At 64.7% G+C, this 24012-nt stretch carries 31 protein-coding genes; 12 read left to right on the top strand and 19 right to left on the bottom strand.

Features of this window, described 5'->3' with window-relative positions:
* Window positions 1-226: 226 nt before the first annotated feature.
* From IC66_RS0114525 to IC66_RS0114505, 4 genes are all read right to left on the bottom strand, one after another.
* On the bottom strand, window positions 227-901 hold the full coding sequence (locus IC66_RS0114525; protein ID WP_028142779.1) for a methyltransferase family protein: 675 nt from the start codon (window positions 899-901) through the stop codon (window positions 227-229).
* Between the two features lie 83 nt (window positions 902-984).
* Window positions 985-2106: a helix-turn-helix transcriptional regulator gene (locus IC66_RS0114520; protein ID WP_038948102.1), complete on the bottom strand. Its 1122-nt coding sequence runs from the start codon at window positions 2104-2106 to the stop codon at window positions 985-987.
* Between the two features lie 363 nt (window positions 2107-2469).
* Window positions 2470-2643 (bottom strand): hypothetical protein, encoded by a 174-nt coding sequence (locus tag IC66_RS47700; protein WP_018321873.1) that lies wholly within the window; start codon window positions 2641-2643, stop codon window positions 2470-2472.
* Window positions 2644-2983: 340 nt separating this feature from the next.
* The gene (locus IC66_RS0114505; protein WP_028142782.1) at window positions 2984-3457 is read right to left on the bottom strand and encodes a hypothetical protein; all 474 of its coding nucleotides are present in this window, start codon (window positions 3455-3457) and stop codon (window positions 2984-2986) included.
* Between the two features lie 122 nt (window positions 3458-3579).
* Between IC66_RS0114505 and IC66_RS0114500 the strand changes: the two genes are divergently transcribed.
* The 3 genes from IC66_RS0114500 to IC66_RS0114490 all read left to right on the top strand — a co-directional run bounded on the left by IC66_RS0114500 (window position 3580) and on the right by IC66_RS0114490 (window position 5882).
* Complete coding sequence (locus IC66_RS0114500) at window positions 3580-3801, top strand: hypothetical protein (RefSeq protein ID WP_038948100.1); 222 nt, start codon at window positions 3580-3582, stop codon at window positions 3799-3801.
* Between the two features lie 6 nt (window positions 3802-3807).
* Complete coding sequence (locus tag IC66_RS0114495; protein WP_240536386.1) at window positions 3808-4020, top strand: type II toxin-antitoxin system RelE/ParE family toxin; 213 nt, start codon at window positions 3808-3810, stop codon at window positions 4018-4020.
* 206 nt (window positions 4021-4226) lie between these two features.
* On the top strand, window positions 4227-5882 hold the full coding sequence (locus IC66_RS0114490) for a fumarate hydratase (protein WP_038948099.1): 1656 nt from the start codon (window positions 4227-4229) through the stop codon (window positions 5880-5882).
* A 57-nt stretch (window positions 5883-5939) separates the two neighbouring features.
* Here the strand turns inward: IC66_RS0114490 and IC66_RS0114485 are convergent, their stop codons facing one another.
* The 7 genes from IC66_RS0114485 to IC66_RS0114455 all read right to left on the bottom strand — a co-directional run bounded on the left by IC66_RS0114485 (window position 5940) and on the right by IC66_RS0114455 (window position 11447).
* Window positions 5940-6770, bottom strand: coding sequence for a DUF3616 domain-containing protein (locus tag IC66_RS0114485; RefSeq protein ID WP_162130952.1), 831 nt, complete (start codon window positions 6768-6770; stop codon window positions 5940-5942).
* A gap of 302 nt (window positions 6771-7072) precedes the next feature.
* Entirely contained in the window at window positions 7073-7993 is a 921-nt protein-coding gene (locus IC66_RS0114480; RefSeq protein ID WP_038948097.1) for a hypothetical protein, read from the bottom strand.
* Window positions 7994-8007: 14 nt separating this feature from the next.
* Window positions 8008-8304 carry a hypothetical protein gene (locus tag IC66_RS0114475; RefSeq protein ID WP_028142787.1) on the bottom strand — a complete coding sequence of 99 codons (297 nt, stop codon included), beginning with the start codon at window positions 8302-8304 and terminating at the stop codon, window positions 8008-8010.
* Window positions 8305-8491: 187 nt separating this feature from the next.
* Window positions 8492-9046, bottom strand: coding sequence for an inner membrane-spanning protein YciB (locus tag IC66_RS0114470; protein WP_028142788.1), 555 nt, complete (start codon window positions 9044-9046; stop codon window positions 8492-8494).
* Between the two features lie 12 nt (window positions 9047-9058).
* Window positions 9059-9634 carry a hypothetical protein gene (locus IC66_RS0114465; protein WP_038948095.1) on the bottom strand — a complete coding sequence of 192 codons (576 nt, stop codon included), beginning with the start codon at window positions 9632-9634 and terminating at the stop codon, window positions 9059-9061.
* 76 nt (window positions 9635-9710) lie between these two features.
* On the bottom strand, window positions 9711-9974 hold the full coding sequence (locus IC66_RS0114460; RefSeq protein WP_028142790.1) for a hypothetical protein: 264 nt from the start codon (window positions 9972-9974) through the stop codon (window positions 9711-9713).
* 75 nt (window positions 9975-10049) lie between these two features.
* Window positions 10050-11447: a carotenoid oxygenase family protein gene (locus tag IC66_RS0114455; RefSeq protein WP_038948094.1), complete on the bottom strand. Its 1398-nt coding sequence runs from the start codon at window positions 11445-11447 to the stop codon at window positions 10050-10052.
* Between the two features lie 106 nt (window positions 11448-11553).
* Between IC66_RS0114455 and IC66_RS0114450 the strand changes: the two genes are divergently transcribed.
* Complete coding sequence (locus tag IC66_RS0114450; RefSeq protein WP_038948093.1) at window positions 11554-12294, top strand: TetR/AcrR family transcriptional regulator; 741 nt, start codon at window positions 11554-11556, stop codon at window positions 12292-12294.
* 121 nt (window positions 12295-12415) lie between these two features.
* Here IC66_RS0114450 and IC66_RS0114445 read toward each other — a convergent pair whose 3' ends face one another.
* The gene (locus IC66_RS0114445; protein ID WP_038948092.1) at window positions 12416-13021 is read right to left on the bottom strand and encodes a hypothetical protein; all 606 of its coding nucleotides are present in this window, start codon (window positions 13019-13021) and stop codon (window positions 12416-12418) included.
* A gap of 163 nt (window positions 13022-13184) precedes the next feature.
* On the opposite strand from IC66_RS0114445, the gene IC66_RS0114440 reads away from it, so the two are divergent.
* The gene (locus tag IC66_RS0114440; RefSeq protein WP_038948090.1) at window positions 13185-13748 is read left to right on the top strand and encodes an SET domain-containing protein; all 564 of its coding nucleotides are present in this window, start codon (window positions 13185-13187) and stop codon (window positions 13746-13748) included.
* 42 nt (window positions 13749-13790) lie between these two features.
* Here the strand turns inward: IC66_RS0114440 and IC66_RS0114435 are convergent, their stop codons facing one another.
* Window positions 13791-14189 carry a hypothetical protein gene (locus tag IC66_RS0114435; RefSeq protein WP_038948089.1) on the bottom strand — a complete coding sequence of 133 codons (399 nt, stop codon included), beginning with the start codon at window positions 14187-14189 and terminating at the stop codon, window positions 13791-13793.
* Between the two features lie 39 nt (window positions 14190-14228).
* Window positions 14229-14459 (bottom strand): hypothetical protein, encoded by a 231-nt coding sequence (locus IC66_RS0114430; protein WP_080670194.1) that lies wholly within the window; start codon window positions 14457-14459, stop codon window positions 14229-14231.
* A gap of 101 nt (window positions 14460-14560) precedes the next feature.
* Here IC66_RS0114430 and IC66_RS0114425 point away from each other — a divergent pair, with 101 nt between their 5' ends.
* Both IC66_RS0114425 and IC66_RS0114420 read left to right on the top strand, forming a co-directional pair.
* Entirely contained in the window at window positions 14561-15382 is an 822-nt protein-coding gene (locus tag IC66_RS0114425; RefSeq protein WP_038948088.1) for a helix-turn-helix domain-containing protein, read from the top strand.
* A gap of 92 nt (window positions 15383-15474) precedes the next feature.
* Complete coding sequence (locus IC66_RS0114420) at window positions 15475-16140, top strand: DsbA family oxidoreductase (protein WP_028142798.1); 666 nt, start codon at window positions 15475-15477, stop codon at window positions 16138-16140.
* On the opposite strand, the gene IC66_RS0114415 is transcribed toward IC66_RS0114420, so the two are convergent.
* The 3 genes from IC66_RS0114415 to IC66_RS0114405 form a co-directional block, all read right to left on the bottom strand.
* On the bottom strand, window positions 16118-17311 hold the full coding sequence (locus IC66_RS0114415; RefSeq protein ID WP_038948087.1) for a GNAT family N-acetyltransferase: 1194 nt from the start codon (window positions 17309-17311) through the stop codon (window positions 16118-16120). The two genes, IC66_RS0114420 and IC66_RS0114415, sit on opposite strands and share 23 nt — an antisense overlap.
* 151 nt (window positions 17312-17462) lie before the next feature.
* Complete coding sequence (gene ccoG / locus IC66_RS0114410) at window positions 17463-18902, bottom strand: cytochrome c oxidase accessory protein CcoG (protein WP_038948086.1); 1440 nt, start codon at window positions 18900-18902, stop codon at window positions 17463-17465.
* Between the two features lie 31 nt (window positions 18903-18933).
* Complete coding sequence (locus tag IC66_RS0114405; RefSeq protein WP_038948085.1) at window positions 18934-19251, bottom strand: ArsR/SmtB family transcription factor; 318 nt, start codon at window positions 19249-19251, stop codon at window positions 18934-18936.
* 93 nt (window positions 19252-19344) lie between these two features.
* Between IC66_RS0114405 and IC66_RS0114400 the strand changes: the two genes are divergently transcribed.
* From IC66_RS0114400 to IC66_RS0114390, 3 genes are read left to right on the top strand one after another with little or no spacing between them, the layout of a single operon-like run.
* Complete coding sequence (locus tag IC66_RS0114400) at window positions 19345-19773, top strand: YeeE/YedE family protein (RefSeq protein WP_028142802.1); 429 nt, start codon at window positions 19345-19347, stop codon at window positions 19771-19773.
* A 5-nt stretch (window positions 19774-19778) separates the two neighbouring features.
* Window positions 19779-20246: a DUF6691 family protein gene (locus IC66_RS0114395; RefSeq protein WP_038948084.1), complete on the top strand. Its 468-nt coding sequence runs from the start codon at window positions 19779-19781 to the stop codon at window positions 20244-20246.
* A 23-nt stretch (window positions 20247-20269) separates the two neighbouring features.
* The gene (locus IC66_RS0114390) at window positions 20270-20626 is read left to right on the top strand and encodes a carboxymuconolactone decarboxylase family protein (RefSeq protein ID WP_038948083.1); all 357 of its coding nucleotides are present in this window, start codon (window positions 20270-20272) and stop codon (window positions 20624-20626) included.
* Between the two features lie 68 nt (window positions 20627-20694).
* Here the strand turns inward: IC66_RS0114390 and IC66_RS0114385 are convergent, their stop codons facing one another.
* Together IC66_RS0114385 and IC66_RS0114380 are read right to left on the bottom strand one after the other, a co-directional pair.
* Window positions 20695-21021 (bottom strand): hypothetical protein, encoded by a 327-nt coding sequence (locus IC66_RS0114385; RefSeq protein ID WP_028142805.1) that lies wholly within the window; start codon window positions 21019-21021, stop codon window positions 20695-20697.
* Window positions 21022-21134: 113 nt separating this feature from the next.
* Window positions 21135-21539 (bottom strand): hypothetical protein, encoded by a 405-nt coding sequence (locus tag IC66_RS0114380; RefSeq protein WP_038948082.1) that lies wholly within the window; start codon window positions 21537-21539, stop codon window positions 21135-21137.
* 177 nt (window positions 21540-21716) lie between these two features.
* Between IC66_RS0114380 and IC66_RS0114375 the strand changes: the two genes are divergently transcribed.
* Window positions 21717-21941 carry a hypothetical protein gene (locus tag IC66_RS0114375; protein ID WP_038948081.1) on the top strand — a complete coding sequence of 75 codons (225 nt, stop codon included), beginning with the start codon at window positions 21717-21719 and terminating at the stop codon, window positions 21939-21941.
* A 13-nt stretch (window positions 21942-21954) separates the two neighbouring features.
* On the top strand, window positions 21955-23991 hold the full coding sequence (locus tag IC66_RS0114370) for a pyrroloquinoline quinone-dependent dehydrogenase (protein WP_038948080.1): 2037 nt from the start codon (window positions 21955-21957) through the stop codon (window positions 23989-23991).
* Window positions 23992-24012 lie beyond the last annotated feature (21 nt).

Raw genomic sequence — 24012 nt, 5'->3', positions numbered from 1 at the left:
GGGCGCGATCAATCGCCCGAAAACGTCATGGCTGCCGCCGGGCTGCGCGTGCGCCGGACCAGGATGACCGTCTGAAGCATCGGGAGCGGAAGAAAGCTCTGGCTGGTCGGGGCAGGGCGGCTTGCAGAACATCGTCGCGTCTTTCGTTGCGTTGCGTGCCGCCGCTGTCTAGCGAAGTCCGCTTTCGGCGGCGTCAGCCGTTCGGAGGAGGCAGCGCAATGCGCGCTCACCAAACGCCGGGCATCAGGCGATAGCGCACCCGCGCCGCATAATCGGCATAGCCCGGCAGGCCCTCGCGCAAGGTGCGCTCCTCGATTCCGATGCGGATCGCGAACAGGAGGACCAGGAGCGGGACCATCACGAGTCCCCACCACGAGCCCAGCAGCAGCGGCACGCCGGCGAAGAACAGGACCATGCCGCTATACATGGGATGACGCACATGGGCGTAGGGACCGCTCGAGATCACGCGCTGGGCGCGCTCAGCCTGCAGTTTCACCACCGGCGCAGCGAACGAGTTTTCGCGGAACACCCACATCGTGGACAGTGTCGAGGCCAGGAACAGCGCAAGGCCGAACGCCTGGAGTGCGACCGGCATGTCGGACGATTGAAGGCGCCGGTCGACGCCGATCAGCACCAGCCAGGCGAGCATCGCGACGACGAAGACGCTCATGAACAATTTGTCGGCTGCTGGCTGATCCTTCTGCAGCACCGGCCGCAGCCGCTCGGCGAGCAGCGCCGGATCGATCCGGTAGAGCCACCAGCCGCAGAGCGGGCCGAGCAGGGTGCATGTCGCGAGGAACACCCAGGCCGAAGGCCAGCGCAGCGTCCCTGCGGAGGCGAACAGCAGCGCGCCCATCGCGGCGGTGGTGATCGTGTTCTGCAGCAGCAGTCTGGCGATCATTGGCGATCTTGTTCTGTCCCACGCCGGCGTATTGATAGCCTGCTTTCCGGCAAACATGCGGCGCGAGGCGACAGGGACCGGGTTCAGACCTTGATCGGCGGTGTAAAGGCCGCGATGAGCCGAACCAGATCCGCCTGTCGTTTGGTTCCGGTCTTGGCGAAGATCCGGGCGAGATGGGTCTTGATCGTGGATTCGGCAATGCCCATGCTCCTGGCCACGTCGGGAACCCCGCCGATCTCGACGATGGACAGGAAGACGCGCAGCTCGGTCGGCGTCAGCCTGAACAGCTTGCGGATGAGGTCGGGCGCGACGATCGTATCGAGCGCTGCCTTGCTGACGAACAGGACGGCGCAGGCGTCGTAGCTCGCTGCGAACCTTTGCCGGCGCCCGGCGGTCAGCGGCAGGAGATGCGCGACAAAATGCGCGCCGTCGCGGGCCGTCAGATGCAGCGAGATGCTTGCGCTCGTCGTCGCGCGGTCGCCGACAACCGTGCCCGCCAGCGCCTGCCGCAGCACGCGATCGGCATTCGGCTCGGACGTCACCAGCCGGCCACGGGCCGAACGAAGCACGTCGGCCTCGTCCAGGATGTCGCGCGCGCTGGCATTGGCGTGCCTGATATGAGCCTCGGCATCGAGCAGCAGGATGGCGGTTCGCAGGGCGTCGAGCGTGCGCATCGACGTCGTCTCCAATGCGTTCTGCTGCTGCAGCTTCTGCCTGACGACCATGGCCCGTTGCAGGTGCGGCGTGAGGTGGGAGATCACCTGGTACATCCTGCGGTCGACGGGGCCGCCGGCCTTCATGATCGAGAGGCGGGATATTCCCTCAGGCGATTTGTCGAGCAGGATATTGGCGGCGTCCTCGAGGCCCTGCGGCCGCGTCCATTCGTTGTAGAACATGGTGGTGCGGAATTCGTCGACGTCGATCCAGTCTCTGATGGTTTGGATCTGGCCGACCGGCGCGTGGAGCACGCTGCGCGACGGATCGAACGGTTCATAGGTTTCGATGTAGGACTGAACATAGGCCGGCTCGACACCAACGGCATGCGCGATCACGGCCTCGCCGTCTGCTCCGATCCGGACCAGACCGCCGCTTTGGCCGCCCGCCAGGTCGACGATGCAACGAAGCGTCGCCGACCATCGGGAATCGTCGAGCGCTGCATCGTAGATGTCCGCCACCAGCGACAGCAGCGCTCCATTCAGTTCCATTGGCTTGTCCCATCGACGCATGCTCATTCGGCCTCGCAGATGAGCACGCCGCATGCGGAAATTTGATGAGCCGGATCACACTTGAAGGCCGCGCCGAGCTGGAGCGGTGGTTTTCGGCCCAATCGTGCGCGTAGGGAAAATGGCCGCGGTGGGGCAGGCGGGCCGGGCGCAAGGTTCGCGTGGACGCGAACAATCGCGCGCCCATGGCGGCAACGAGCGTGGTGTCAAGCAACGGCCGTCTTGCGATCATGCGCAGGTCCCGGGGTGGCCGCGCATGATGTTCCCGCTATCCGGCGAAGATGCGCCGGACACGAAACAGGCCCGATCGACCGGATCGGGCGATTCGTCCTTCGAGAAGATCGATCAGGCGAGCTGATCGATCCGCGTGCCCTGACCCGGCGGCAGCGGTGCGGGCGGCTGCGGCTTGTAGGTGGGGTCGGCGTCCTTGGTCTTGGTCTGATCGTCCTGCTGCTTGGTCGTGTCGTAGCTCGGAACCACGATCGCGATCGGCGGCGGCGCAACGGTGGAAACCTTCATCCGCAAATCCTCACACATGGAAACAATTGACCCTGCGCTGCGAGGAGCGAAAATTCCTTCAAGGCAATCGTTAAAATGCGAGCGATTGGTGTGGTAGGAGGCGCTGTTCGTGCCCTGCATCGTGCCTTATGCGAGCGACGACTAAACCCTCCTCGTCATTGCGAGGAGCTCTTGCGACGAAGCAATCCAGACCGTCACCGCGGAAGGATTCTGGATTGCTTCCGCCTTCGCCAAGGCTTCGGCGGACAAGTCGCTCCGCTCGCAATGACGGAGTACGAAGCGAGCTGCGTCGCGTCGCAATTGCACCTTGTCCGCAGCAAGTGCGGAAGAGGGCCTCCGCCTATTCGTCCTTGCCGCGCGTGATCGCGATGGACGCGTCCTTCTTGGTGCGGGTGCATTCCATGTTGAGTCGCCGATAGCGCATGCTGATCTTGTCGCCGCGCAGCAGACCCATCCGCTTCAGGCAGCGTGTCGCGCCCGTCGTGGTGTCGTCCTTGGTCACGGTGAAGACGATCGCCGCCATCGATCCCACCAGCGCATAGAATTCCGGCGTCGGCTTGCGATCACCCTTGGCATAGAGCTCGATGGAATATTTGTCGCCGCGGCAACCCACGGACAGCTCCTTGGCCGCCGGGTGCGTCAGGTAGACGGTGTTCGCAGCGCGGAAGTTCACCTTGAGGCGATCGACCTGGTTCGCCAGCTCCTTGGCACTGTCGTCGCAGCGGTCGGCGCGTGCGGGCGAAATGAGGGTCACAAGGCCGGTGATGGCGGCGGCGACCAGGATCGCGCCGCGGACGTTCAAGTTCAATGTCATGATGAAAAGCCCCTTAGGGCGCGCATTCAAGCGTCGTCGGGCGCGAAGCGCAAGAGTGGGAACGGGCATTTCCCCGTGCGGCTTGGCTGTTCTCTCGCCTGCAATCTGCTATACTTGATTGTATGACCAAGCTCCTGGACGAGGCTATCCGTCAGGTCGTGCAGCTTCCCGAAGGCGAGCAGGATGCCGCCGCGGGGGCGTTGCTCGACTATGTCAAACACATGCGGGACATCCAGCTGACCGAGGAGCAGATCGCCGAAGTGCGCCGTCGCCGAGCCGATCCAAACCGCAAATTCCTCTTCCTGGATGAAGTGCGTGCGCGCGTCGAGCGCTTTGGGTCCTGAGGGGCCATGGAGCTGATCTTCGATGATCAGGCGGTTGCTGATCTCGAAGGTATCTTCAACTGGATTTCACAGGATAGTCCGGCCGCTGCCCGGAAGGTGACCGATCGGCTGCTCAAGAGTATCGGGCAGTTGACGTCCTTCCCCTTTATGGGGCACGTCGGGCATGATCCCCAGACATTTGAGTGGTTGTGCCCCGGCTCCCCTATGTGTGATCTATGAGGTCGATGTGTTACGCGCACGAGTTGTCGTAACTGCAGTATTTCACGGCGCACAGGCCCGAGATTGAGAGGGCGCCTGCCCCCTTGCCGGGAGACAGAATGGGGTCTCTTCCATGCGCTCCGCTCACTTCCCTTTGCAGCAAAAAAGCTTAGAACGCTTCTATGCTGAGAGGCCCGCCAGGGCTCCAAAAACCCGAGATTCGCTCCATGAACGCTCCGACCGCCTTCCCCGACCCGTCAAAGCCCGTTCCGCCCTACAAGCACACCCCGCTATTCCCGCTGGGCAAGGACGAGACGCCCTACAAGAAGATCACGGCCGAGGGTGTCAGGGTCGAGAAGGTCCTGGGCAAGGACATGCTGGTGGTGTCGCGCGAGGCGCTGCGGGCGCTGTCGGAGGCGGCTTTCGGCGACATCAACCATTATTTGCGCCCCGGCCATCTGAAGCAGCTCCGCGCCATCCTGGAGGACGGCGAGGCCAGCCCGAACGACAAGTTCGTCGCGCTGGACTTTTTGAAGAACGCCAACATCGCCGCCGGCGGCGTGCTGCCGATGTGTCAGGACACCGGCACCGCGATCATCATGGGCAAGAAGGGTTGCAACGTCATCACCGACGGCGACGACGAGGCGGCGCTGTCGGAAGGTGCGCGCGACGCGTATTTGCGCCGCAATCTGCGCTACTCGCAGGTCGCGCCGCTCTCGATGTACGAGGAGAAGAACACCGCCAACAACATGCCGGCGCAGTGCGAGATCTACGCCGAAGGCGATGACGCCTACAAGTTCATGTTCATGGCGAAGGGTGGCGGCAGCGCCAACAAGAGCTTCCTGTTCCAGGCGACGCCCTCGGTGCTGACCAAGGACCGGCTGCTCGCTTTCCTGAAGGAAAAAATCCTCACCCTCGGCACCGCGGCGTGCCCGCCCTACCACCTCGCGATCGTGATCGGCGGCACTTCGGCCGAGCTCTGCATGAAGACGGTGAAGCTCGCTTCCGCCCGCTATCTCGATGCGCTGCCGACCCACGGCTCGCCCGACGGCAACGCCTTCCGCGACGTCGAGATGGAGAAGGAAATCCACAAGATGACGCAATCGCTCGGCGTCGGCGCGCAGTTCGGCGGCAAGTACTTCTGCCACGACGTCCGCGTGATCCGCATGCCGCGTCATGGCGCATCGCTGCCGATCGGGCTCGGCGTTTCGTGTTCTGCCGACCGCCAGGTGCTCGGCAAGATCACCAGGGACGGCGTCTATCTCGAGGAGCTCGAGCACAACCCGGCGCAATATCTGCCGCAGGTCGAGCAGGCGCTCGGCGGCGAGGTCGTCAAGATCGATCTCAACCAGCCGATGAAGGACATCCTGGCGACGTTCTCCAAGCACCCGATCAAGACCCGCGTCTCGATGACCGGCACCATGATCGTCGCGCGCGACAGCGCCCACGCCAAGCTGCGCGAGCGACTGGAGAAGGGCGAGCCGCTGCCGGACTATTTCAAGAACCACCCGGTCTATTACGCCGGCCCGGCCAAGACGCCCGAGGGCTACGCCTCCGGCGCGTTCGGTCCGACCACGGCGGGCCGCATGGATTCCTTCGTCGACCAGTTCCAGGCCGCCGGCGGCTCGATGGTGATGGTGGCCAAGGGCAACCGCGCGCCGGCCGTGCGCGAGGCCTGCAAGAAGTATGGCGGCTTCTATCTCGGCTCGATCGGCGGCGCCGCGGCGAACCTTGCCGAGCACTGCATCAAGAAGGTCGAGGTGCTCGAATATCCCGAGCTCGGCATGGAAGCGATCTGGCGCATCGAAGTCGTCGACTTCCCCGCGTTCATCATCATCGATGACAAGGGCAACGACTTCTTCAAGGAGCTGAACCTGGGCTAGCCAGTCCTGCGTCGTCCGCCGGTTCTCGAACCGGCGGACGATTTACGCAGCGCGCGCTCAGCGCTTTATTGTGAACGACATCGCGCCGCCATTTTCGGCGCTATCGAACATGACAAGCACACGGATGTTGGCTGCGTCTTCCTCGAGGGGAAGCAGAATTTCCGCTTTCGCCTCTTTTGGGGCTGTGCTCAAATCGAGCGTCGCCAGGGATTTGGCAGTCTTGCTGCTGCCGTCCCACAGCCAGACGCTATAGGGAACGTCTTCGTCACGCGTTGGCCCTGCGAGGATCAAGATGCCGTTGTTCACCACGGCAAGGTCGCGGATGCCGGTATTCTCCCCGAGATCGAGCGGCGTCGAGGCGGGTTTGAGATCGTCGTCCTTGGTAAAGAGCGCGCTTGCATCGACGCTGAGCACAAAGGCCTGACGGTTCAGCGATGGACCTCGCAGCCCGAAGTAAATGCGGTCGTTCCTGACTGCAATCCCTTCGACGTTGACACCGCCTTCCGCGAGCGGCTTGTTGAACTTCGATCCGACGTCGTTACTCTTTTCAATCACTTCGCGCAGCCGCGGGCTCGGCTCGACGCCTTCGACCTTCTTGGCGTTGGGTTCGGTCTTGGGTGCGCCGGTTTGCGGATCCACGGCAATCCGAAACACGACATAGCTCGACAGATTCTCCTTGTCGCTCTTGCGGCTTCGGCCGTGCGAGCCGGTTACATAGAAGAAGCCCTTTTCATACGCGACGCCTTCGGCATCGGGGTCCTTGTCGTCATCCGAAAGCCGGATGAGCTTCCGGGGAACTAGGACGTTGCCTTCGATCGAGAAGAACTGTGCGTATTTCTTCTCATCATTGGCGATCAGGCATGACGTGAACTTCGGCGTGGTGGGCACGCACGCCGCTCCGCTCAAATTCATGCGTGGCTGATCCTTGAACTTGTCGTCCTTGTCGTCTTTCTCGAAGATCGAGGCGGGCTTCCAGGCGGTTGCCTCCGGGGCAATCTTCGGCGGCAATTGTTCGCCGTGCCCGGTCGACATCGCTGCTCCGAGCAGAATGCAAACGAACGCGGCTGTCAGTGATCGATGAAATGCATGCATGATGCTGTACGGCATTCTTCCCTCCCGGGTGCAATGCTCAAATACAATCCTGAATTGTTAAGAAGACAAGAGCGAGAATGTCGCGGAGCGCTCTCTTCTCAGCTGCAATTCGTGACCTGGTTCGAGCAGAGCGCGCGCCACCAGCCGCGGACGCCGTCATGGCTCTCGACCAGACCCCAGAAGCCGCTGCAGGCGAACAGGCGCTTCGGGCCGCCGTCACCGTCGATCGGGCCGCCGAGCTCACGCTGCGCCGGCATCCATTTGGCATCGACGAAGGGAGCCTGGAACAGCCCGCCTGCGCGCGTATAGCCATTGGCGTAGCTCGCGCCGACCTTGTTGGACGCAACCCAGCCGCGCCCGGCATAGGGTTTGGGCGCGCTCCGCGGATATCTCTTCTCGTCCTCGTAGTCCTTGCCCGGCGGCTTGGCGCCTTCGATCAGAAACCAGCCGCTCTTGAAGCCGATGATGCGGAATTCGGTGAGCCAGCCGCCGTCGGGCGTGTTCTCGGCGCCGCCTAACTTCAAGCGGTAAGGCGGCGGCAGCGTGCCGAGCACGCGCGCCGTCGCCGACGGCTCGGCGCGCACGTTGAGGCCAGCGGGGTCCTTGTCGATGGACCAGGCGCCGAGACTGCAGGGCTCGGTGCCCTCGGGCAGCTTTGTTCGTCCGGCGGCGAGATCGGCGTGCAGCTTAGAGAAATCGCTGTCGTCATTGTCCGGATCGGGCTCTGTGCGCGGCTTCAACTCGGCTGAAACCGCGCGTGTCGCATCCGGTGTCAGCTTGACCACGAGGGCCTCGCGCGCAGCGAACACGCTTGCCGGTGTTTTTGGATCGTTCGATGGCGCGGGATAGACGGCGAGATATCCCATCGAGCCGTCGGTTCGATAAGCGGCGCCGGCGACATAACCTGCCGGGACCAGGGCGAGCGCGCTTGCGCGCCACGCCGGTTCGGTGTCATCCGCGCGCGCCGCTAGTGTCGCGACGCACAGCATCGTCGTCGCGATGAGACGAAGCACGCGCATGATGCTGCGCCGCCTTACGCGCGGGCGCCCGTGAACGGGAAGCTGCCCATCGGGCCGATGCCCATCTCGCCGTTCATGCTGTCGCCGGAGACGGTGCCGGCGAATTCGAGCGTGAGCGGCATCGGGTTGGTGATCGAGACCTTCCAGGAGACGTTGTCGCCAGCGACGGTGCCGTCGAAGATCTCGGCGGTATTACCTTCCGCGCCTTGCGTGCCCGTGAGCGTGCCGCCGGCGGCCTTGAGGCTCAGCGTCGCCTGGCGCTCGCCCATCGGCGTCGTCATGGTCAGATTCCAGTTGCCGTCTACGGCCATTCCCGTCTCCCGAACAAATCCCGGCGGACCGCGACGATCCGCGGCCAGTCCCGGACGAGCCTATAGCCCAACTCGCAGCTCCTGCCTAACGCTCCATTTGAGGCATGGAAGCATGTCCCGAAAAGTGCGTAGCGGTTTTCGGAAAAGATCATGCTCAGACAACAACCTAAAGCGATCACATCGCGCTTTAGGCGCGGGCTGCAGCGCGCCTGCGGCTGGTGACGATGAGCCTTAGAACGACATACTGCACGGCAAAGGCGAGGATCTTGGCGCCGCCGGCGACCACCGTGAGGTAGAACGCCCACAGCTTCAGATCGCCCGTGGAGGCGACGAGGATCATGCCGACGCCGATCACGAACATCAGCGCCGCCCAGGCATAGCCTGCAGCCGTCACATATTCCGGAACGGTCTCGACGACGATCGGCGGCATGTAGCGCAGCATCCAGCCGCGCTTGAGCATGATCGCGCCGATGGCGAAATGCGCGATCGAAGGCTTTGCCATCATGAAGCGGGGATCATTGGTCAGCAGAGTGATCCCGCCCAGTCCGACGACGAGCGCGAGGCTCGCATAGGTCATGTAGTTGAGTTGCTGCCCCTTGATGCGGGCGTGGATCACCTGCGCGATCGCGCCGGCGATCGCCACTGACGTCGCGAGGATGACGTTGTCGGTGGCGAGATAGACGACCAGGAAGACGATGGCGGAGAAGAGGTCGGAGCCGAGGCGGGCGAATACGTCCTTCATCGTCAATCCTGTTCAGCGGGCGGTGGGCAATGCGCGGGCGGGCGTACCGTACTTGATCTGGCGATACTCGGGATACCATTTTGTGAAGTAAATCGCGCTGTTGCGGGCGGCGAAGGCGACTGCAAGGCTCGACCAGAGCGGCAGGCCGGGGACGTAGAGCAGCACGAGATTGCCGGCCGCCATCAACAGCGCGGCCACGGTCCAGGCGCCGGTGATGACGTAATTGGCGGTGAGAAAGCCGGGCATCGCCGCGGTCTCGGCCGGCACTGATTCCAGCGCATATTGCAGCGTGAAGGGACGGCGGACCAGCAGCGAGCCGAGCGCGATGACGAAGATGCCGATATCGACCGACAGCTTGACGCCGAGCGTTCCGAGCTGCGGGTCGAGCAGCGCCAGGTAGAGGCCGATTGCGGCGAACACGATCGCCGAGCCCGCGGCCAGGGTCTTCACCGAGCGCCCGCGCGCCACATCGATTGCGACGGTGGCGAGGCAGATCGCGGAGGCCACGAACACGCTGATCGCGGCCGACGTTACCAGCATCAGGAAGCTGTAGGCGCCGTAGGGCGCAAGGATCAGGAAAATCGCCATTACCTACCTCGGTCAGGCCGATCTTTACGATGTAAAGATCAATAGGTCAGAGGCGAGACCGGGTCAAGCGAAATCTTTACAGTGTCAAAATGATGTAGGCGGCATGTAAAAGTTGAAGTGCCGCAACGGCTTGGTCGGACGCCTCGTCAGCCAATTCCGCCCAGGGCAGGCGCGACAGAATGGGGAGCGCGCAGGCGATCGCGAGGCCGAGGGCGAGCAGGATGCCGCCGTTGAAGAGGACTTGGCCGCTCCGCCGCAGATGGACCACCTCGAGTGTGAGCGCGGCGCAGACCATGGCGAGGATGGCGAGGAGGTCTGCGGTGATGGAGGGCATCTGCATACGGGCCTCTTTGGTGACACGTCCGTGCTGTGGCTCCGGGCGGGCGCCAAGTGGCGCGCCCCGGAATGACGGGAGCTACTGCGCCCCCACCCAATTGCCGTGAAAACCATCCGGCACGCGATGGCCGAGCTGCACCAGCGCGACGGGACCCGCTTCGACATCGGTGGCGTTGAACACGGCGAGGTCGCTGCGGTTCTCCCGCGCCCGCCAGACCACGGCGAGCAGCCAGCCATCGCCCTCAGTCGCATCCTTCGATCGCTCGACGAACACCGGCTCGGAGATGGTGTCGCCGGCGGGCAGCAGGTAATGGCCGAGACGTCTTCCGTTGCCGTCGACATGGACGACGCCGGAGAGCGCGCCGAACATCGGCAGTTTCGGATTGGCGCAGGCGTACCAGCCATGACGGTTCTTCAGCCCGGCGTGGCGGTCGTCGATGCGCGGAAATTCGCCGGTGAGATCGTCGAGATAGGTCTGCTGGAAGCGATCGGTATTGCCGGAGAGATCGAAGGTCCAGCGGCAGTGCCGGGCGCGCGACTTGTCCGGATCGGTCGGCCGGCCGTCGGAATGCGGAAACAGCGGCGCTTCCTCGAACTGCATGACGTCGGCGATGATGCGGTTCTCGTCCTCCCACGCGTTCATGATGTGGAAGACGTAGCAGGCTTCACCGCGAAACCAGACGATGTCCTTTGCGGTGCCGCTCCGCTTCATCACGCCGACATAGGCGCCCTTGTCCGGCTCCCAGGCGTAGGGCGGCTGCCCGCGCATCGCGCGCTCCATGCTGCCGGTGATCGGCAGGATCGGAAACAGCACATGGTTCGCGGTGACGATGAAGTCGTGCACCATGCTGGCATAGGGCGCCTCGAACCGCTCGAAGCGGGTCGCCTTGCCGGAGGCATCGATCGAGCCGTAGGACAGGGCAGGGGTCAACGGACCCGCGGCGTTGTAGCCGAAGAACACGAGCTCGCCGGTGACGGGATCGATCTTCGGATGCGCCGTAAAACTGCCGGCGACGCGGCCCTGGTAGTTGTGATAGCCGCGCGTCGCCAGCGTGCCGGGCTCGATCTCGGTCGGCAGATGTGCCTCTTCCAGCGCCAGCAGCTTGCCGGCATGGAAGATGATATTGGTGTTGGCGACGCCGCCGTCGGTGAGATCAGCAGGGGCATCGGGCAGCTTGCGGCCGAAGCCTCCGAACAAGGCGCGGCCGGCGTCGTGCTCGGCGAGCCATTTCGGCGTGCGGACCCAGCGGTTGCGATAGCTGGCGCGCCCATTGTCGAGGTGGAACGCGTGCAGCATGCCGTCGCCGACGAACCAATGGGCGCCGGGGGAATCGAACTGCGGATTGGGACCGTTGCGATAGAGCGTGCCGTTCAGCTCGCGCGGCAATTCGCCGATGATCTTCAGGAATGGCGCGTCCGCTTCGAACGGGATCGGCGCGATGTTGTTGCGGCGCTCGGCGACGGCGTCGTGCTGCACGGCGTATCCCTCTCTATCTTTACATCGTAAAGATCGGATAGCGCCGATTGCCGCATCGGTCAAGCGAAATCTTTACACTGTCAATATTGCGTCATATAGCTTGCAAATGGCCAAGATCGACACCAAGACCGATACCAAGAGCGAAACGGCGCGACGCGCGCGTGCCCCCAGAAAGACGACGTCGACTGCGGCATCGCGCCCAAGGCGCGGTGCGGCGAGCGCGAAGTCCGAGACGCCGTATCACCACGGTGCCTTGCGCGAGGCGTTGCTGCAGGCTGCCGAACGGGTGCTGGAGCGCGACGGACTCGCCGGCCTCACCTTGCGCGCGGTGGCGCGGGAGGCGGGCGTCTCCCATGCCGCACCCACCCACCATTTCGGTGATCTCACCGGCCTGCTCAGCGAGCTCGCGGCCGTCGGCTTCCGCCAGTTCAACGCGGCGATGGCGGCATCCTGCAGTGCCGCCACCACGCCGCTCGAAGCCGCGCTGGCGCGGCCCAAGGCCTACGTCGCCTACGCGCAAGCCCATCCCGGCATGTACAGCATCATGTTCCGTACCGAGCGCCTGGACTATTCCAGGCCCTCGCTGCACGAGGCGGCCGAAGCCTCCTTCGCCGGGCTGGCGAATGCGATCGGCATGATGCGGCAGGAGCAGATCAGCGGTGACGCGCTGACGCTGAGCCAGGGTGCCGCGATCGCACGTGCCTGGTCGATGGTGCATGGCTTCACTATGCTGCTGCTCGACGGACGGCTCGAGGATATCTTGGGACGTCTGCCCGAGGGAACGACGGCCGAGCGGCTAATGGAGGCGATGCTGATGGCGCCGGTGGCCACCAAACACCCCGCATAGCGGTCGTGGGCCGCCAAGGCCTAAAGCATGATCCGGAAAAGTGCGCAGCGGTTTTCCGAAAAGATCATGCTTAAACAACAACCTAAAGCGCGATGACGATTCGTCCTAATCGCATCGCGCCTTAGCGCATCGTCGCAAGCTCGACGGCGCGGCCGCGCGTGCCGATGATCTTCACCTCGTCCTTGCCGCAAGCGAAGCCACGGGCGAAATCGTCCGCGGCCTTGCGCGCAAGCTCGTTGGTGGTGGGGTTTGCGATCGCATCGACATAAGCAACGTGACAGACCGGGCCCGGCGGGAGCCGGGTCACGACCAGCATGGCCTTGGTGTTCGGCCGGCCCTGCTTGTCGGGATCGGCATTGTCGGCGATGTGCCAGCGCTGGATGATCGCGAACGGCTTTGCGCCCACGGCACGCCATTCGATCGTGGTCTCCGACGAATTGAACGGTGCGAACCAGACCTTGGCTGCCGGTTCCTCGGCCGCCTGCTTGCGATTGCGGCCGACCGAGACGATTTCGCGAAGATCGTCCTCGGCGATCAGCACCAGGAGGCCGTCCTTGCCCGGACAGATGCGCGTCGTGCTGCCGTCGAGCTCGCTGGGCTTGCCGATCTGGCGGCAATCCTTGGGCGCGGTCGAGGTGTAGGTGCTGCCCACGGTTTGGGCGGCGGCGCTGTGCAGGCCGATGCAGATCATCAAGACGGCCAGGCCTGTGCAGGTGATGCGGTTCATCATGAGGGCTTCGATCGCAGGGAACTCCGCACCATCAGACGTCTTCATTGTGGGCAAGGTTCAAACAGGGGTGGGATAGACCTGACAGCGGCGCGGAATCGTTCTAGAAGAGCGGCTTCGCTTGGGCTCCTCCAGCCTCGTTCGCGTCCTCCTTTACTTGATCATGCCAGCCATCTCCTCGCAAAAACCCTATCGCGTCGGCCGCTCCAAGACCGGGCTCGGCCTCTTCGCCACCAAGCCGATCAAGAAGGGCACCCGGATCATCCGCTATTTCGGACCGATCCTGGATTCGCGGATTCCCGAGCAGGACGACATCGAGAACAAGTACCTGTTCGAGCTCAACGGCCGCTGGACCATCGACGGCTCGGTCCGCAAGAATCTGGCCCGCTACATCAACCATTCCTGCCGGCCCAACGCCGAGTCCGACGTCCGGCCGCGCGAGCGCAAGGTCTTCATCCGCGCCATCAGGAACATCGAGCCGGGTGACGAGATCAACTATGATTACGGCACCGACTATTTCAAAGCCTATCTGAAGCCGATCGGTTGCAAGTGCGAGTCTTGCGAGAAGAAGCGCAAGAAGCTGCGAGCCGAGGCGCGGGCGGAAGCCGCCAAGGTGAAGGCGCGCACGGAAGCCAAGGCCAAGAAGGCGGGCACGAAAAGCACGGCGAAAAAGAAGAAGCTGAACGGCAAGCACTTCGCCGGCAAGGTCGGCCGGGCGAGGGCGTAGTCGCAGGCGATGGCCGCGATTGGTGCGCGGCCAGGCCGGGCCTTACGCCGCCAACGCGCTCGCACTTCTCCGCAATCCCACATATTGCAGCTCGGCAAACACGCCGGTGGCGATCGCCTGCGCCACGACCATGAGCGCGCCGGCAAGGTTCGGCGACACCGCGCCCGAGAGCAGCAGCGCAATGCTGCCGACTGTCCAGGCCGCATTGCCGATCACGACCAGCAGCACGAGCGCCTTCGCCACCGAGGCGCGTGACGCCAGCCAGCCGACCAGCGCGGCGTAGGCGATCAGGAACAGGCCGGTCTCGCGCAGCAGCGCCTCCGGCAAATTGAACAGAGCTGCGAACGCGCTCGCGCCGAAAGTGAAGCCGAGGGCGGCGACGCCGCTGAAGATGGCATCGGCGAGCAGCGCGCGGCGCAGGAAGGTGGAAGCGTCGATCATCAGAGGTCTCCATGGTTGGGGTGGGCTCGGGGGTGAAACTCAGTGCCGTCCGCGCCACCAGGCGCGAAGCAGGCGGGCGAGGCGGAACGGACAGAGGCTCCTGCCGACGCCGTGCTCGAAGGCCGTGACCTGCGCGAGCACATAGTCGCCGGTCGAATGCACCAGCGGCTCCGGCATGTTGAGGCTGCGCGCCAGCATCCGCGTTGCGAAGGCCATGGCCCAGGGAACAAGGTGGTCTGCGACGGTCCGGTAGAGCAGCAGCGCGATCATGGTCATCTCCTGTCGCCACTGAAGATGCGCGCGCCGGCGCGCCAATTCGATTACCTCGCGGGTAATGGAAGGGCCGAAATCCGCATGCTAGGTTTCTGGTCATGAACGCACATGCATCCACGGCACAGGCCGACCGCGGCCAGCCGGTTCACATCGGCGACCATTTGCGCGAATGGCGGCAGCGCCGCCGCATGAGCCAGCTCGATCTCGCGGGCGAAGCCGAAATCTCGGCGCGTCATCTCAGCTTCGTCGAGACCGGCCGCGCCGCGCCCTCGCGCGACATGGTGCTGCGGCTCGCCGAGCGTCTCGACGTGCCCTTGCGCGAACGCAACGTGCTGCTGGTCGCGGCCGGCTACGCGCCGGCGTTTCCGCAGCGCCAGCTGGAGGACCCGGCCTTGAAATCAGCCCGCCAGGCGATCGACCTCGTGTTGAAGGCGCATGAGCCCAATCCCGCGCTCGCGGTGGACCGGCACTGGAACCTGGTTTCGGCCAACCGCATGGTGGCGCCGCTGCTCGACGGCATTCCGCCGCACCTGCTCGGCCAACCCTTCAACGTGCTGCGGCTCGCCTTTCATCCCGAGGCGTTGGCGCCGCGCACGGTCAATCTCGCGGAGTGGTGCGGCCACCTTCTGGAGCGTCTGCACCGGCAATGCGAGGTGACGGCCGATCCTGAGCTGATCAAGCTCTACAACGACCTCAAGAGCTACCCCATCCCGGCGCGCGCGGGGCCGCTGTCGAGCGACAATGTCGCGATCCCGTTCAAGCTGCGCCACGGCGGGGAGATACTAAGTTTCTTCTCCACCACCATGGTGTTCGGCACGCCCGTCGATATCACCCTGTCGGAGCTGGCGCTGGAGACGTTCTTCCCGGCCGACGAGCGCACCGCAGAGCGGCTGAAGCAGATCGCGGCAGCCATGACCTAGAGCCCTTGACCTAGAGCCCTTGGCACCCTTGCCTCCGAGCGGCTTCGGCTTATCTTTGGGCCAACCTTGATCGCCCGAAGGAGGCGCCTGACATGAGCACGCTGAAACCGCTCCAGATCGATGTCGTCTCCGATGTGGTGTGCCCCTGGTGCTATATCGGCAAGCACCGGATCGAGAGTGCGCTGGCGCTCGTGCCGGACGTTCCCGTCAAGCTCAATTTCCGCCCGTTCTTCCTCAATCCCTGGGTGCCGCGCGAGGGCATCAGCCGCGAGGCCTATCTCACCCAGAAGTTCGGCTCGGTCGAAGCCTATAAAGGAATCGCGGGGCGCGTCGTTACGGCCGCAAGCGAGGAGGGCCTCCTCTACAAGCCCGAGCTGGTCGCGCGTCAGCCCAACACGACCGACTGCCATCGCCTCATCCTGTGGGCGGAAGCGATCGGCAAGGCGCCCGAGATGAAGCAGCGCCTGATGGAGCTGTATTTCCGCGACGGGGGCGATCTCACCGATGTGAACGTGCTGGTGCAGGCGGCCGCCGATATCGGCCTCGACGCCGAGGACGTGCGCCGGCGCCTTGCCACCGACGAAGACGTCGCGCGCGTCTCGGCCGATGCGCAGGAGGCCGCCGAGAAGGGCATCTCCGGCGTGCCGACCTACGTGTTCGCGCAGAAATACGCCGTCTCCGGTGCGCAGGACCCGACCCTGCTCGCGCGCGCCATCCGCCAGGTCTCGGAGGAGATCAACGCGCAGGCGGCGGAGTAGCTTTCGCTGATTTGCGGAGCCGGCGGACCACGTGTCGCGCGCCCTCGTGCGCGGCATTGAGTCCGGCCAGTGCTGCGTGAATCAGGGCCACGACCGGATCGTGCCGCCGCAGCGGGATCAGCACGTCGCCGACTGCAAAACGCCCGCGCCAGATCGGGTTGATCATGGGGTGATCGGCGCTCGCGGTGGAATCCGCGCTTGCGATGGCGGGATCGGCGCAGAGATGGCGGGTGAGCTCGATTGTGAGCTGCACGCCCGGCGAATATTTCGCAAAGCGTTCGTCAATGCCGAGCTTGAAGAAGAAAGCGCGGTCCTGATGGCGCAGCACGATGCCGGCGGCGACCGGGGTCGTCCCGGCGCGAAGCGTGATGATTTCGCACTGCGCGGTCTCCGCCAGCGCCGGCACCGCGCGGCGAATGAAGGTCGCATCGCCGACATGCTGCACCAGCGCGGTGCCGCGCTTGCCTTTCCAGCCGCTGGCTTCGAGCTGCAGGAATGTTTCGAGTGCGGGCCCGATCTCGTCAGGCCGGCGTGCGACGTCGAACGTAACAGGGCCGTGCTCTTCGAGGCGATGGCTTTGTCGGCGCAGCTCCTTGAGCTTCTTGGTGCCGAGTGCGTCGCGCAGTAGCGTTTCGTCATCCTGCGTCGCATCGAGGCTGGCGCGGATGTAGGAGGAAAGCACGCGCGGCTTCAGGCCGTCGCGGGTCAGGACCTGCTTAAGCGCAGTCATCGCAGCGCCGTCGAGCGCGACGTCGTTGAGCACGAGCGCATGCGCGCCGGCCTCGCGCGCCCGCCGCAACAGTTGCGTCGCCGCCTCGATCGGGGCGTCGCGGTCGATCAGCGGACTGCACAGGGTGCCGTAGGGATGCGCGCTCACCAGCGCGGGCAGGGGAATCTTCAGGGCGCGCCACAGCGAGATCACCGGCATCAGCCCGATCAGCCGGGTCGACGCGCCGTCGAAAGCGGGCAATGCCGAAGCTGCGGTGCGGCCGCGCGCGGTGGCGCTGACGGCGAGCTCCCAGGCGGGCAGGTAATATCCGTTCGGCTCGACCGCCTGCTGCGCGAGCGCGCGCCATTGGCCGGGGTCGATCGCTGTAAGCGGGACGCGCGCCGCCATGGCATCCTTTCTCGATGCCGCATGGATCGCTGCCTGCTGCGCGATGTCGACCACGTCCCCTCGTCCCGTTCACGCGGGCAAATGCCGCGTCACGTGGCCATGCTTAGCCCAAAGATTGGAAAATACCGTTGGGACGCGGCTCCAATTCGACCGGTAATGTTAACGTCTCGTTGAGCATCCGGTGCCGGATGCTCAACGCAGATCCCTATTTGTCGCCGGGCAGGAAGTGATCACGGGCGCTCGCCCGTCCGCCGCTGGCGGTATCGGTGATCGTGACCTCGACATCGCGCGAGCTCTTCGGCAGATCGGCAGGCCCGACCTGCACCGACAGCCTGACCTCGCGGGTCTGGTCCTGCCCGACTTCTACGACGGGCTTGCCATCCGGAGCGACTTCAACGCCTGCGACCCGGATGTTCGCGCCGGGCAGTCCGGAGACCTCGATCGCAAACGATCGCTGTGCGCCCTTGTTGAGAATGCGCACGGTGTAATCGTTGCGGACCCCGCCGTCAGAGAGCTGAACGAACAGCGGATTGCGCTCGTGCAGCACGTTGACGTCCATGGTCGCGCGCGTGGCGAGGGTGTAGACCATGATGGTGCCGACGATGGCAATGGCTGCGGTATAGATCAGCGTGCGCGCGCGGACGATGCGATAGATCGGCGGCTTGCCGTCGCGCCGACGCTGCATGTTGATGTCGGTGTCGTAGCCGATCAGGCCCTTGGGCCGGCCGATCTCGCGCATGACGTTATCGCAGGCATCGATGCAGAGGCCGCACTGGATGCAGCCGAGCTGGATGCCGTGGCGGATGTCGACGCCAGTCGGGCAGACGTTGATGCATTGGTGGCAGTCGACGCAATCGCCGGCGAAATCGCCATGGGCGCGGGCAGCTTCCGCCTTCTTCACCGACATGCGCGGCTCTCCGCGGTCGCGGCGATAGGTGACGTTGAGCGCCCATTCGTCGGTCAAAGCCGCCTGGATGCGCGGCCACGGGCACATGTAGATGCACATCTGCTCGCGGGCGTGGCCGGCAAAGACATAGGTCGTCGCGGTCAGGATGCCGATCCAGAGATAGGCGATGAACGGGGCCTGGAAGGTGGCGAGCTCCTTCACCAGCGTCGGCGCGTCGTCGAAATACAGCACCCAGGCGCCGCCGGTCCACCAGGCGATCATGATCCAGAGGAAGTGCTTCAGCGCCACCTTCCGGATGTGGTCGAACGTCCAGTAGCGCTTGTCGCCCTGCATGCGCTCGCGCCGGTCGCCTTCGACCCAGCGCTCGACGGCGTAGAACAGGTCGGTCCACACCGTCTGCGGGCACAAATAGCCGCACCACAGTCGCCCCGCGACTGCATTCATCAGGAACAGGGCCATCGCCGCGATGATGAGCAGACCGGTGAAGTAATACACCTCCTGCGGCCACAGCTCGATGAAGAAGAAATAGAAGCGGCGATGCGGCAAGTCGATCAGCACGGCCTGGTCGGGCAGGCCGGGTCCGCGATTCCAGCGCATGAACGGCAAGAGATAATAGATCCCGAGCGTGACGCACAGGATCGCCCATTTGATGCGGCGGAACGGGCCGTGGACCGATTGAGGATAGACCTTCCTGCGCTTCTCGTAGAGAGGTCCTTCGATGAAGGTGTCGTCGGTCATGCCGCGCTCCCGCGTTTGCGCCGGCGAAGTCCTAGGGTGCGCAGAAGAGGCGGTACAGCGTCTCCAGCACCGCGCGGACTTCCCGGCTCGCGATGCTGTAGTATATCGTCTGGCCGTCCCGCCTGGGTTTGACCAGGCTCAATGCGCGCATCTTGCCGAGATGCTGCGATAGCGCCGCCGAGGACAGGCCAGCGATCTCGGCGAGTTCGCCGACGGACTTTTCGCCGTCCAGCATGTTGCAGAGAACCAGCAGGCGCTTGGGATTGCCCATAGCGGTGAGGAGGCGGGAGGCCTCTTCGGCCTTCTCCTCCAGAGCGAGCAATTCCTGATTGCGGGGCTTGCGATTCATGGTCGGCTAGTATATTAGTATATTCGAAAATAAGAAACAACTGAAATAAAGGTATCGCCGCCCGTGAAGGGCACTCTCGGTCCGGAGGGTCGAATGGTTGCAACGTCTTTCACGCCAATGGCTTCGCTCGTGGGCGGCGCGCTGATCGGCCTGTCCGCCGTTCTGCTGATGTGGGCGAAGGGACGGGTCGCCGGCGTCAGCGGCATCGCGGCAAGGTTGTTTCCGCCCTATGAGGACGGCGAGTTCGCCGGACGGCTGGCCTTCGTCGCCGGTCTTGTCGCCGCACCCGTGCTGGTGCGGCTCGCCACCGGAAGCCTGCCGTCGCAGACGATCGAGGCGGGCACGGCAATCCTGGTTGTCGGCGGCCTGCTCACCGGCTTTGGCTCGGTGTGGGGCAGCGGCTGCACCTCGGGCCACGGCGTCTGCGGCCTGTCGCGGCTCTCCACGCGTTCGCTGGTCGCGACCGTGACCTTCATGGCAGCCGGCATGGCGACCGTCTTCGTGATGCGGCATTGGAGCTGACGCCGATGGCCATTCTCGTTCAATTCGTGATCGGCCTGGTCTTCGGTCTCGGCCTGATCGTCTCCGGAATGTCCGACCCGGCGAAGGTTCTGAACTTCCTCGACGTCGGCGGCATTCCGGCGGGGACGTGGGATGCGAGCCTTGCCTTCGTGATGGCCGGCGCGGTGGCCGTGACCTTCATCGGCTTCAATCGCGTCCTGCGGCGCGCGCGTCCGTTCTTTGCCGAACGATTTTTCCTCCCGACGCGAAACGATATCGATCTCAGAATCGTCGCAGGCCCGGCGATCTTCGGTATCGGCTGGGGACTGGCCGGCTTCTGTCCGGGGCCGGCGCTGACCGCGCTCGGGTTCGGGTCTTCTTCGGCCTTCATCTTCGTCGCGGCGATGTGTGCCGGCATGGTGCTGGCACGCTTTGTCGCTCACCTGCCGTCGCTGACGCGCTTCGTCGCGCCGGCCGATCCGCTCGAAACCTGAAGTCACTGCAGAGAGTAAAGACCATGGACAAGAACTATCCCGACATCGTCAGGCAAATCTCCGCCAATATGCGCAAGCTGCGGAGCGACATTCCCGAGACGATGAAGGGATTTTCCGCACTCGCCCAGGCCGCCACGCGGGACGGCGCGCTGGACAAGAAGACCAAGGAGCTGATGGCGCTGGCGCTCGGTGTCGCCGCGCGTTGTGACGGCTGCATCGGCTTTCACACCGAAGCCCTCGTCAAGCTCGGCGCGACGCGTCAGGAGGTCGAGGAGACGCTCGGCATGGCCGTTTACATGGGCGGCGGACCGTCGCTGATGTACGCGGCGGACGCGATCGCGGCCTACGAGCAGTTCCAGCAGCAATCCGTCGCCGCCTGATCCGATTCAATCACGTGACGGGACCGGGCGATTGTCTCGCCCGGTCCCGCCCATGCTGGATCTAGCAACTACCAGCGGTCGCCGACACCGACGCCCACGCTGACGCCGGGCGCGCGAATGCCGACGCCGCCGCGCGGCCCGTCATCCCAGTCGCGATAGGTGCGTCGCTCATAATAGCGATCGCGCGGCATGGAATTGTAGGAATCGCGCACGATCACGCGCGAACCACCGCGCGTACGATAGCAGCGGCCGGCGTCGTCGCAGACAAGCCGGACCTGCTGGACGAGATCCGAATTGGTGTACTCGCTGCTCGTGTAGATATCGGAAGCCTTCGCACTCGACGCCGCCGCCAAAGCACCGACGCCCGCCAAAAGCGCAATCGTAAACGTCTTCATCCTGTCCTCCACCGAAACTGCCCTCGGCGGTAACAAGAAGGGGAGGCGGCGATCGTTCCCGATTGCGATGCTGGTTTTTCCCGGAACCGGAGCTTTGTTGCGCGGATTCGCTGCTAGATCGGCTCGTAGGTCTCTGTTCCGCAGATATCGTCCGCTTCCGCCCGGCGGCGGTCGACCACCTTTCCGCCTGATATCGTTACGATGTAGGTCTGGGCGCCGAGCGAGGTGCCGGTCGCGGAGGTGAGCTGGGCGCGGACGCAGGCGGTCCAGCCGGGCCCTCGCACCTCGCGATGGGGCGAAGCGACGTGCACCTCGCGCGGATAGGAGGTGGCGAGGAAGACGTCGTCGATCTGCTCGCGCACCAGGCGCTTGACGTCGGGAGGCGCTTCGGGCGGCGGCTGCTCGGTTTCCTTCATGCGCATGAATTCCGGCACTGGGGCGCGGCTGTCGGCAACGCCGCAGGCGCCGAGCGCGAGCGCGCCGGCGAGCAGCGCCGCATGAGCAATGATCCGCAACATCCGTGAAGGTCCCCTGCGGGCCAACAGATAGGCAGGAATGCGATCCGGCGAAGTCCCCGGCGATCAAGATTTGCTGAAGTCTTTATGGAAGCCTTGATGGAATCCTTGGAACTCGCGGCATTTCATATTCCGGAATTGCAGGCTAAGTTTGTACCCCAGACGAGGGGGATTGCACCAATGAGGATTTTGGTCATCGCGGCTGCGCTCATGGCGCTGACGGTTGCCTCGGCGCAGGCGCAGGGCCGGCGGCCACCCAATGACGGAGCCAAACCGGCGGACAACAAGCCCAAGGTCGACGAGAAAGCCTACAAGGCCGCGCTCGAGCGCATTCCCGAGCCCAAGGACAAGTACGACCCTTGGGGCGGGGTCCGGCCGAGTGAGCCCGCCAAGAAGCCGAAATAGAGCGAGGGAAGCGTTGCGGAGCAGCCTGCGAATTCCGATCGGGCTCGTTGCGCTGCTGCTGATTGCCGTGCGGCCAAGCGCGGCCTGGGAGAGTTGGGGCGGCGATGCCGGCGGCTCGCGCTTCTCGCCACTGCAACAGATCACGCCCGACAATGTCGGCAATCTGGTTCGGGCCTTCGAATTCCGCACCGGCGATCTTGCGGTGCGTCCGCCGGAGGTGATGCGGCGAACCAAATTCCAGGCAACGCCGCTGTTCGTCGAGGACAGCCTGATCTTCTGCTCGCCCTTCAACGAGGTGATTGCGCTCGATCCCGGCACAGGCGCGCAGAAATGGCGTTACGATCCGAAGATCGCGACCAATCAGCGTCCCGCCAATCGTTACGTCTGCCGCGGCGTCACCCACTGGACCGACGATGAGGCGCCCGCGAATGCCGCCTGCCGATCGCGCATCTTCATGGGCACGAACGACGTCCGCCTGATCGCGCTGGACGCGAAGACGGGAATTCCCTGTGCCGGTTTCGGCAATGGCGGCGAGGTGAACCTCGATATCGGCATGGCCCTGGAATGGCCCGGCGAGTTCCAGATCACCTCGCCGCCCGCCGTTGGCCGGGGTGTCGTCGTGGTCGGCTCCTCGATCTCCGACAACCGACGCGTCGATGCGCCGAGCGGCGTCGTACGTGCGTTCGACGCGCGCAGCGGCCGGGCGCGCTGGACCTTCGAGCCGCTCAAGCGTGACGGCATCGAAGCCGGGCACGCCAACGTCTGGGCGCCGATGTCGGTCGACGCGGCGCGCGGCCTGGTGTTCCTGCCGACGTCCTCGCCGTCGCCGGATTTCTGGGGCGGCAAGCGGCCGGGCAACAACGAACACGCCAATTCGGTGGTCGCTTTGCGTATCGAGACCGGCGAGCTCGCATGGGCATTCCAGACCGTGCATCACGACGTCTGGGATTACGATCTGGCGGCGCAGCCGACGCTCGCGCGCCTCGATGCCGGTGACGGCCAGCGCGACGTCGTGATCCAGCCGACCAAGCAGGGTTTTGTCTTCGTGCTCGACCGCGATACCGGCAAGCCGGTCTGGCCGGTGGAAGAACGCGCGGTGCCGCAGGGCGGCGCGGACGGGGAGGCGTTGTCGCCGACGCAGCCGTTTCCGACGCATGTGCCGGCGCTGACGTCGCAGACGATCTCGACCGACGACGCGCTCTCGCCGTTGCCGGAACTGCGCCGCTCGTCCTGCGAGCGCCAGTTCACGGAGGCGCGCAACGAGGGTCTGTTCACGCCGCCTTCCGTGCGGGGCACGCTGGAGTTTCCCTTCACCGGCGGCGGCGTGAACTGGGGCAGCGCGGCCTTCGATCCGGTCCGGCAGATTCTCTACGCCAACACCGGGCGCGCCGTTCATCTCATCAGGCTGATCCCGCGCGCGGAGGCCGCCGGATTCAATCCGCCGCCGGGTCATGATTTCGGCCAGCAGCGCGGCGCGCCGTTTGCGATGTCGCGCGCGGTGATGATGTCGCCGCTCGGTCTGCTCTGCAACAAGCCGCCCTGGGGCGAGATGGTTGCGGTCGATCTGAAGGCCGGCAAGATCCTCTGGCGCTCGACGGTCGGCACCACCGAAGATCTGGCGCCGCTCGGCGCGCCGCTGCCCTGGGGTGCGCCTCTCGTCAACGGACTGGCGGTCACGGCGGGCGGTCTCGTCTTCACCGGCGCGATGGATGCTTATCTGCGCGCCTTCGATGCGCGAAGCGGCAAGGAGTTGTGGCAGGGACGGCTGCCGGTGCCCGGCGTCGCCAATCCCATGACCTATCTGTGGAAGGGCGAGCAATATGTCGCGATCGGCGCCGGCGGCCACTCCGAAGCTGGCACCTCGATCGGCGACAGCGTGGTTGCGTTCCGCCTGGCGCGGCCGGGCGAGGCGCCGACATTGTGGTCGCGCACCATCGATCGTCCCGGTGGACGATTTTTTGGGGCATCCGCAGTGATCGGAATCGGGATCGCCGCGCTCGTGATCGCAAGCCTGCGCTGGCGTCGCCGTCGTCGTATCACGCAATCATAATCGTGTTGTGGATGCGATGCG

It is taken from the genome of Bradyrhizobium genomosp. III (genome assembly GCF_000261705.1).
GTDB classification, from domain to species: Bacteria; Pseudomonadota; Alphaproteobacteria; order Rhizobiales; family Xanthobacteraceae; genus Bradyrhizobium; species Bradyrhizobium ottawaense.
The sequence above is the reverse complement of the archived record's forward strand: the minus strand, read 5'-3'. Positions and strand labels throughout refer to the sequence as shown.

Bases quoted from the DNA above. Each gene is read 5' to 3' on its own strand.
- IC66_RS0114525 (WP_028142779.1), bottom strand. From the start codon at position 901: ATGATCGCCAGACTGCTGCTGCAGAACACGATCACCACCGCCGCGATG.
- IC66_RS0114520 (WP_038948102.1), bottom strand. From the start codon at position 2,106: ATGGAACTGAATGGAGCGCTGCTGTCGCTGGTGGCGGACATCTACGAT.
- IC66_RS47700 (WP_018321873.1), bottom strand. From the start codon at position 2,643: ATGAAGGTTTCCACCGTTGCGCCGCCGCCGATCGCGATCGTGGTTCCG.
- IC66_RS0114505 (WP_028142782.1), bottom strand. From the start codon at position 3,457: ATGACATTGAACTTGAACGTCCGCGGCGCGATCCTGGTCGCCGCCGCC.
- IC66_RS0114500 (WP_038948100.1), top strand. From the start codon at position 3,580: ATGACCAAGCTCCTGGACGAGGCTATCCGTCAGGTCGTGCAGCTTCCC.
- IC66_RS0114495 (WP_240536386.1), top strand. From the start codon at position 3,808: ATGGAGCTGATCTTCGATGATCAGGCGGTTGCTGATCTCGAAGGTATC.
- IC66_RS0114490 (WP_038948099.1), top strand. From the start codon at position 4,227: ATGAACGCTCCGACCGCCTTCCCCGACCCGTCAAAGCCCGTTCCGCCC.
- IC66_RS0114480 (WP_038948097.1), bottom strand. From the start codon at position 7,993: ATGCGCGTGCTTCGTCTCATCGCGACGACGATGCTGTGCGTCGCGACA.
- IC66_RS0114475 (WP_028142787.1), bottom strand. From the start codon at position 8,304: ATGGCCGTAGACGGCAACTGGAATCTGACCATGACGACGCCGATGGGC.
- IC66_RS0114470 (WP_028142788.1), bottom strand. From the start codon at position 9,046: ATGAAGGACGTATTCGCCCGCCTCGGCTCCGACCTCTTCTCCGCCATC.
- IC66_RS0114465 (WP_038948095.1), bottom strand. From the start codon at position 9,634: ATGGCGATTTTCCTGATCCTTGCGCCCTACGGCGCCTACAGCTTCCTG.
- IC66_RS0114460 (WP_028142790.1), bottom strand. From the start codon at position 9,974: ATGCAGATGCCCTCCATCACCGCAGACCTCCTCGCCATCCTCGCCATG.
- IC66_RS0114450 (WP_038948093.1), top strand. From the start codon at position 11,554: ATGGCCAAGATCGACACCAAGACCGATACCAAGAGCGAAACGGCGCGA.
- IC66_RS0114445 (WP_038948092.1), bottom strand. From the start codon at position 13,021: ATGAACCGCATCACCTGCACAGGCCTGGCCGTCTTGATGATCTGCATC.
- IC66_RS0114440 (WP_038948090.1), top strand. From the start codon at position 13,185: ATGCCAGCCATCTCCTCGCAAAAACCCTATCGCGTCGGCCGCTCCAAG.
- IC66_RS0114435 (WP_038948089.1), bottom strand. From the start codon at position 14,189: ATGATCGACGCTTCCACCTTCCTGCGCCGCGCGCTGCTCGCCGATGCC.
- IC66_RS0114430 (WP_080670194.1), bottom strand. From the start codon at position 14,459: ATGATCGCGCTGCTGCTCTACCGGACCGTCGCAGACCACCTTGTTCCC.
- IC66_RS0114425 (WP_038948088.1), top strand. From the start codon at position 14,561: ATGAACGCACATGCATCCACGGCACAGGCCGACCGCGGCCAGCCGGTT.
- IC66_RS0114420 (WP_028142798.1), top strand. From the start codon at position 15,475: ATGAGCACGCTGAAACCGCTCCAGATCGATGTCGTCTCCGATGTGGTG.
- ccoG (WP_038948086.1), bottom strand. From the start codon at position 18,902: ATGACCGACGACACCTTCATCGAAGGACCTCTCTACGAGAAGCGCAGG.
- IC66_RS0114405 (WP_038948085.1), bottom strand. From the start codon at position 19,251: ATGAATCGCAAGCCCCGCAATCAGGAATTGCTCGCTCTGGAGGAGAAG.
- IC66_RS0114400 (WP_028142802.1), top strand. From the start codon at position 19,345: ATGGTTGCAACGTCTTTCACGCCAATGGCTTCGCTCGTGGGCGGCGCG.
- IC66_RS0114395 (WP_038948084.1), top strand. From the start codon at position 19,779: ATGGCCATTCTCGTTCAATTCGTGATCGGCCTGGTCTTCGGTCTCGGC.
- IC66_RS0114390 (WP_038948083.1), top strand. From the start codon at position 20,270: ATGGACAAGAACTATCCCGACATCGTCAGGCAAATCTCCGCCAATATG.
- IC66_RS0114385 (WP_028142805.1), bottom strand. From the start codon at position 21,021: ATGAAGACGTTTACGATTGCGCTTTTGGCGGGCGTCGGTGCTTTGGCG.
- IC66_RS0114380 (WP_038948082.1), bottom strand. From the start codon at position 21,539: ATGTTGCGGATCATTGCTCATGCGGCGCTGCTCGCCGGCGCGCTCGCG.
- IC66_RS0114375 (WP_038948081.1), top strand. From the start codon at position 21,717: ATGAGGATTTTGGTCATCGCGGCTGCGCTCATGGCGCTGACGGTTGCC.